General features: G+C 34.7%; 6 protein-coding genes. 3 read left to right on the top strand and 3 right to left on the bottom strand.

Going from position 1 to position 7,056, the window contains the following annotated elements; genetic code table 11:
• Positions 1-229: 229 nt before the first annotated feature.
• Genes cdaA through glmM form a run of 3 tightly spaced genes read left to right on the top strand, consistent with a single transcriptional unit; the run spans position 230 to position 3,352 of the window.
• Positions 230-1,036: a diadenylate cyclase CdaA gene (gene cdaA, locus HMPREF2603_RS12065; protein WP_002481840.1), complete on the top strand. Its 807-nt coding sequence runs from the start codon at positions 230-232 to the stop codon at positions 1,034-1,036.
• Between the two features lies 1 nt (position 1,037).
• Positions 1,038-1,970 (top strand): CdaR family protein, encoded by a 933-nt coding sequence (locus tag HMPREF2603_RS12060; protein WP_002481839.1) that lies wholly within the window; start codon positions 1,038-1,040, stop codon positions 1,968-1,970.
• Positions 1,971-1,996: 26 nt separating this feature from the next.
• Positions 1,997-3,352, top strand: coding sequence for a phosphoglucosamine mutase (gene glmM, locus HMPREF2603_RS12055; protein WP_060804021.1), 1,356 nt, complete (start codon positions 1,997-1,999; stop codon positions 3,350-3,352).
• Positions 3,353-3,459: 107 nt separating this feature from the next.
• Here the strand turns inward: glmM and HMPREF2603_RS12050 are convergent, their stop codons facing one another.
• Genes HMPREF2603_RS12050 through HMPREF2603_RS12040 form a run of 3 tightly spaced genes read right to left on the bottom strand, consistent with a single transcriptional unit; the run spans position 3,460 to position 7,034 of the window.
• Positions 3,460-4,563 (bottom strand): mannitol-1-phosphate 5-dehydrogenase, encoded by a 1,104-nt coding sequence (locus tag HMPREF2603_RS12050; protein WP_060804022.1) that lies wholly within the window; start codon positions 4,561-4,563, stop codon positions 3,460-3,462.
• Positions 4,563-4,997, bottom strand: a complete 435-nt coding sequence (locus HMPREF2603_RS12045; protein ID WP_002481836.1) for a PTS mannitol transporter subunit IIA — start codon at positions 4,995-4,997, stop codon at positions 4,563-4,565. The genes HMPREF2603_RS12050 and HMPREF2603_RS12045 overlap by 1 nt, the downstream gene beginning before the upstream one ends.
• 6 nt (positions 4,998-5,003) lie before the next feature.
• Positions 5,004-7,034, bottom strand: a complete 2,031-nt coding sequence (locus tag HMPREF2603_RS12040) for a BglG family transcription antiterminator (RefSeq protein WP_060804023.1) — start codon at positions 7,032-7,034, stop codon at positions 5,004-5,006.
• Positions 7,035-7,056 lie beyond the last annotated feature (22 nt).

Here is a 7,056-nt window from a genome sequence, read left to right as displayed (position 1 = left end):
AGAGGGTCAGAGGTTCGAATCCTCTATGGCTCACTCTTGCACCCTTGTGATAAGGGTGCTTTTTTTATTGCATTTTTTCCTTTGCTATTTGAATTCAAGTATATAATTCAATTGTGTATGTATTTTTATTCTAAGCTAAAGGGGGATGTATGCTATAATTTATATGTATGAGCGCTGTAATAATCAATCATACAGCATTCATTGTAATTAGGTTACCGGAGGAGATGCTATGAATTTTGGCGGCATTTTTGAAAATTTCAATACGGTAAAGTTAATAACAAGTATTCTAGACTTACTTATAGTCTGGTATGTGATTTATCTGTTAATCACAGTATTCAAAGGTACTAAAGCAATCCAACTACTCAAAGGTATCATTGTTATTGTAATTGGTCGTTGGGTCAGTGCTGCTTTAGACTTGACTACTACTGCAAGATTGTTTGATATGGTTATCCAATGGGGGTTCTTAGCTATCATTGTGATCTTCCAACCAGAAATCAGACGTGCACTTGAGCAGTTAGGTAGAGGTAACCTGTTTAAACGCTATGTTGCTAATTCATCAGCAGATCAAGAGAAATTGATTAAAGCAGTTGGCGGAGCAGTACAATACATGGCCAAACGAAGAATTGGTGCTTTAATTGTGTTTGAGAAAAAGACAGGTCTTCAAGATTACATTGAGACAGGTATACCAATGGATTCTGATATTTCACAAGAGCTTTTGACGAATGTCTTTATTCCTAACACACCGTTGCATGATGGTGCAATGATTATTCAAGGAACAAAGATTGCAAGTGCTGCTTGTTATTTACCACTTTCTGATAGTTCTAAGATTTCAAAGAGTTTAGGAACAAGACACCGTGCTGCAGTAGGTATCTCAGAAGTTTCTGATGCATTTACCGCAGTGGTATCTGAAGAAACTGGTTCTATTTCTGTAACGTTTGATGGAAAATTACGTAAAGACATCTCACTAGAAGTCTTTGAAGAATTATTAGCTGAACATTGGTTTGATACAAGACTTCCAAAGAAAGGCGTGAAGTAGAATGTTTGAGAGCAAATGGGGTTTAAGATTTGTAGCATTTGTCTTAGCATTAGCTTTCTTTTTAACAGTGAACAATGTCTTTGGAGATATCTTTGGAACATCTAAACTATCACAAACTTCAACACGCACAATTTCGAATGTACCTGTAGAAGCTACATATAACAGTAAAAATTTATACGCTTCAGGCATACCTGACAGCGTAGACGTTCAAATTAAAGGTACGCAATCCAAAGTGTTGAAAGCAGAACAATCAGATGACATTAAAGTCGAATTAGATCTAACTAAAACATCATTAGGTCGTCACAAAGTTGATTACGTTATTAAAGGTTTGGATAATGAAGTAGAGGGTACTGTTAATCCTAAACAAGCGACTGTTAATCTTGAGAAGAAAGTAACAAAGATGATGACAGTAACGCCTGATGTGAGTGAATCGTACATCAATTCTAACTATCAAATCAAAAATCAAACTGTGACACCAAAGAAAGTTAAAGTGATAGGTGGACAACATCAAGTAGATAGTATTGCTTACTTAAAAGCAACATTCAAAAATGATACAGATATCAACGACGATACAACAGATGTCGGTGAAATTGTAGCTTTTGATAAAAACTTGAAGAAACTTGATGTGATTACAAAACCAAGCACTGTTAATATTACTGTAGAGTTAGAACCTTACAGCAAGAAAGTAGATATTAAAAAGAAAGTTATCGGTAAATCAAATTCTAAGTTAAATGCTGATAATGTTAATTTGTCTAAACAACAAATTGAAATTTTTGGAAATAGAGATGAGTTAAGTGATATCCATAGTGTAACAGCAGTAGTTGATTTAGCAGACTTCGAAAATTCAGATGAAGCTGCTGTGAAGATGGAATTACCTAACAAAGTTAAAGATGCTGATGCGGGCGATATCAAAGCTACTATATCAGCGAAATAAATTAAGCATTAAAGGAGAATTTTGAAATGGGCAAATATTTTGGGACAGACGGAGTCAGAGGTGTAGCAAACGAAGAATTAACTCCAGAGCTGGCTTTTAAACTAGGTAGATACGGCGGTTATGTTTTAGCGCACAATGAAGACAAGAAGCATCCACAAGTCTTTGTAGGACGTGATACACGTGTTTCTGGGGAAATGTTGGAATTTGCGTTAATCGCAGGTTTAATTTCTATCGGTGCTGAGGTAATGCGATTAGGCGTTATTTCTACACCAGGTGTAGCATACTTAACAAAAGAAATGGATGCTGAATTAGGTGTTATGATTTCAGCTTCTCATAATCCAGTGGCAGATAACGGAATTAAATTCTTCGGCTCAGACGGCTTTAAATTATCTGATGATCAAGAACAAGAAATTGAAGCATTATTAGACGAAGAAAATCCTGACTTACCACGTCCAATCGGAAATGATATTGTTCAGTATTCGGACTACTTCGAAGGTACTCAAAAATACTTAAGCTATATAAAATCAACTGTCGATGTTAATTTTGAAGGTTTAAAAATTGCGTTAGATGGCGCAAATGGTTCAACATCACAACTTGCACCATTCTTATTCGGTGATTTAGAAGCTGATACAGAAGTTATTGGTTGCAGCCCAGACGGCTACAATATCAATGACGGTGTCGGATCAACGCATCCTGAAGCTTTAGCGCAAACAGTTGTGGAAACTGAAAGCGATTTTGGTTTAGCTTTTGATGGAGATGGAGACCGTTTAATTGCTGTTGATGAAAAAGGTAACATCGTTGATGGTGACCAAATCATGTTCATTATTGGTCAAGAAATGTCTAAAAACCAAGAATTAAACGATAACATGATTGTTTCTACTGTTATGAGTAACTTAGGTTTCTACAAAGCATTAGAAGCAGAAGGCATCAAATCTAATAAAACTAAAGTTGGCGACCGTTATGTAGTAGAAGAAATGCGTAGAGGTAATTACAACCTTGGTGGTGAACAATCAGGCCACATCGTAATGATGGACTACAATACTACAGGTGATGGTTTATTAACAGGTGTACAATTAGCAGCTGTTGTGAAATTAACAGGTAAACCATTAAGCGAACTTGCTGAACAAATGAAAAAATACCCACAATCATTAATTAACGTACGTGTAACAGATAAATATGCAGTGACTGATAATGCTGATGTTAAAGCAGAAATGGACCGCGTAGAAGCTGACATGAACGGTGAAGGACGCATTTTAGTACGTCCTTCAGGTACAGAGCCATTAGTACGTGTCATGGTAGAAGCTGCAACAGATGAAAAAGCTGAAAGCTATGCACAACAAATCGCAGATGTAGTTAAAGAAAAAATGGGTTTAAATGAATAATTAACTTTGAAGAACTGAGACTGGTAAGAAAGTCTCAGTTTTTTTGATTTGTGGTATAAAAATAGACTGAAGCTGTTTAAAATAGCTTCAGTCTAAATATATATTTATTAAAGTTCTAGATAAACATCATTGATTTCTTCCGCAAGTGGTTCATTAATTTGTGCATATTCTTCTAAGAAATCCATTGCTCCATGCTTCTCAATGTATTCATCTTTCTTAACTGTCTCTTCATCATTTTTATCATGATATTTAAGCAAGTAAGCAGCTGCTTGAACTAAACCTTGATGTTCTAAGTCTTTATCATAAAGATAAGCAAGCGGCTTAATTATACGATCTTTAGGACCAATTTTACGTAAAGTACCTCTACCAACTCTTGTTACATCATCTGAAAGATATGGATTTTTGAAACGATTGATTATTTTTTCTACATAAGCTCGTTGTTCATCTTGAGAGAATCCAAATACTTCAGTAATATATTGGCTTGTTTCACTCAATACTTGACGTAGGCCTTCTTCAATATTACGGTCTTCTACAGCTTCTAGTACTGTTTGATAGCCATGATATTGACCGGCATAAGCTAAATAAGCGTGACCAGTATTAACTGTCATTAATTTACGTTCAATATATGGTGTTAAATCGTCAACATATTTAATGTGTTCTAACTCTTTACCATACCAAGCATCTTTTTCAACAACCCATTCAAAGAAAGGTTCAACTAACACATCTAAAATATTATCTTGTGTTTGTTTTGGAACAATACGATCCACTGCTGAATTAGCGAAATGAATTTCATCTGATAGAGGACCTGTAATTGAAAGAACTGCAGATTTTAATGTATCTGTTGCCATAATTGCATTTTCACAGGCAACTACATTTACAGGTTTTGTTCTTTTTTGAAGTGCAGGTGCAATGGATTTTGCGATAATCGGTAACAGATTAACACCTACAGCTGTAGTAATAATATCCGCTTCTAATAAGGCATCATGTAATTTTTGTGGATTATCTTTTGAATTAATTGCATCAACGCCATTAATTGTCGTAGTTGTTTTATCTTCGTCTGCAAGAATAACTTGGTATGCTTGGTCTTGATTTAATGCATCTACAATCTCAGCGTTAACATCTGAGAAAGTGACATCTACATTGTTTTCAGATAAGATTTGGCCGATAAATCCTCGACCAATATTACCTGCACCAAAATGTACTGCTTTCATTATGCATCAGCCTCCTCAAAGACAGCTTTAATTTCTTCAGCACTTTGTGCATTTAAAATACGTTCAACATTTTCTTCTTCGCTGAAAGTAATTGCGATTTTAGATAATAAATCTAAATGCTCGCCATCTTTACCGGCAATACCAACGATGACTTTAGCAGTTTCGTCTCCCCATTGAACACCGTCAGGTACTTGTAGTAATGTAAGTCCTGATTGCAATACTGCATTTTTTGCTTCTTCTGTACCATGAGGAATCGCTAAACCATTACCCATGTAAGTAGAAACAACTTCTTCTCTATCTTTCATCGCTTGAATATAAGAATCAGTTACAGCACCAGCGTCTATTAAAGCTTGTCCAGCTTTTTCAATAGCTTCTTCTTGGTTCTTGAAAGATTGGTTTAAAAAGATATTTTCATTACTGAATAGTTCTGACATAAATAATCACTCCGTTAATAAAATTTGTTTTGTTTCTCTAATAAAAGCCTTCTTCATCTCATCTATAATTTCGTTAGGGTTTTGCATTAATTCATCAATTCGATGTAAATTACATGTAATTACTTCTGAAATGGCACTAACGATAGGTGAGGATGGGTTATCTTCTGGTAAAAACATGCTGATTAAATAATTGATGGTATGTTCTTGATTTTGTTCAACGATAGTTAATGGTTGTTTTAACCTTGTAATCATTACCATTGGCTTTACAATCAGCGCATGTTTAAGATGTGGTAGTCCTATAGGATAGGGAGCTAATGTAATGCTTCTATCCTCTGCATATGTTTTTAATACTTGTTTAAATTGTGATTTGCTTAGAATACTTTTATGTTTAGCTAATCGTTTCGCTAAATAATCTTGCCAATTTGTGATTGTTGCATCTTCAACATAAATATTTTCAATCACATCCAAATACCTTTGAATGGTCTCAATAATCTGATCCTGATTTAAAGATGAAATCTCGCTTGATGAACTAGAAGTCACTCTGTTTTCGTTTGCTTGTGTGTTCAAGTAGTTAGAAACATATTTGATATCTGCATCCGGTAATAATGGATTGACTTGAATATAATGTTCATTAATATCTAATGCTAAAGTAGAAATAATACCATCATAAGCATTGAGATTTAATTGTTTTAAATCACTTAATGATGCTTGCTTAGTTTGTGTAATTTCTGGAAAAGTTTGTTGTAAGCGTGTGGCTAGCACACGACTGGTACCTATACCAGAACTACATACAACTAACACATGATAATCTGGTAGACTATTAGCTTTTAGTGAACCCCCAAAATGCAAAACAACAAAAGCAATTTCACTATCTGGAAAGTAAAGCTCAGGCCAAATCTTCGATAAACTATTTGAGACACTGTTATAAAGTTTTGGATATTTATTTTTAATCATCTCTGTCAGAGGATTATGTGTTTCAATATTAGCGTTTAAACGGTTCATCGCAGGTATTAAATGTAATTTTAACCCCGCAGCTAAATTCGATTTATTTACAAATGAATATTGAGAACTTTCTTCTACCAGGTGAATCAATTGTTGGATTTTGTAATTGTTATCTAACAGTTCTTCAGATTGATAGTCTTCGTGTTTTCTTTTAGCACCGCGTAAATGTATCGTAATAAAAGTGATTTCTGCTTTGTTGAAAGTTACGTCATAAATGTGTGATAGTTGTTTAGTTAATGAGGAAGCAATGTTATATTCCTCTGTATCTTTGACTGATTGATAAATCGTTTCGTCAATAGAAACATTTTCACCGTGTTTAATGCGGTCAATGCTCAATACAATATGAACAGTCAGCGTTAAATAACTCGCTTCTGTCAATGTATAGGGTAGAGCACTAAGGTAATCCATTAATACACGCTCAACTTGGAAAATATGATCAAGTTCTACCATTGAAAGTTGAGAAGTGTTTAATGATTGATATACAAAGTGATTTTCTATGACCGAGTAAACACTGGTGCTATTTAAATTTTCAACCATAAGATGACTCAACATCTCGCGTTTCTTTGCTTCTGAACCATTTAAGCTGACACCAGCACCTCGTCGTCGTTCTAATTCGAGTTGGTATTCTGATGCATCTTGTTCTAATTCATCGAGCAACTTTGTCAACGTAGTCTGAGCAACACCAATTTCATGTGCTAAACTATATTGCTTTATAGGTTCTCTACTTTGTATCAATGCATATAAAATAATGGTTTTTTGTTCAGCAGTTGTCAGGTCTAAAGCAGCAATGTTGCTAAGCTCTGTTTGGAGTTTAGCAATTGCTGCTTGTGAACCTTCTAACTGGATACCTTTATTGGGAATTCTATCGATTTGTAAATTTATTTCAGACAAATCTTGTTCTAAAATTTTAAGTTCACGGTGTATCGTACGTGATGAAACGGCGAGTTGTTGTGCAATATCATAAATAGTCATATATTGGCCGTGCGATTTAATGAGTAACTCTAAGATTGCTTTTTCTCTGTTGCTTAACAACATAGGCCTCACCTGCATTCCTTTT

It is taken from the genome of Staphylococcus sp. HMSC055C03 (assembly GCF_001809385.1).
GTDB classification, from domain to species: domain Bacteria; phylum Bacillota; class Bacilli; order Staphylococcales; family Staphylococcaceae; genus Staphylococcus; species Staphylococcus simulans.
This window is presented reverse-complemented; position numbering and strand designations above follow the sequence as displayed.

Coding starts and splice junctions, on each gene's coding strand:
- HMPREF2603_RS12040 (WP_060804023.1), bottom strand. CDS start 7,034: ATGTTGTTAAGCAACAGAGAAAAAGCAATCTTAGAGTTACTCATTAAA.
- HMPREF2603_RS12045 (WP_002481836.1), bottom strand. CDS start 4,997: ATGTCAGAACTATTCAGTAATGAAAATATCTTTTTAAACCAATCTTTC.
- glmM (WP_060804021.1), top strand. CDS start 1,997: ATGGGCAAATATTTTGGGACAGACGGAGTCAGAGGTGTAGCAAACGAA.
- HMPREF2603_RS12060 (WP_002481839.1), top strand. CDS start 1,038: ATGTTTGAGAGCAAATGGGGTTTAAGATTTGTAGCATTTGTCTTAGCA.
- cdaA (WP_002481840.1), top strand. CDS start 230: ATGAATTTTGGCGGCATTTTTGAAAATTTCAATACGGTAAAGTTAATA.
- HMPREF2603_RS12050 (WP_060804022.1), bottom strand. CDS start 4,563: ATGAAAGCAGTACATTTTGGTGCAGGTAATATTGGTCGAGGATTTATC.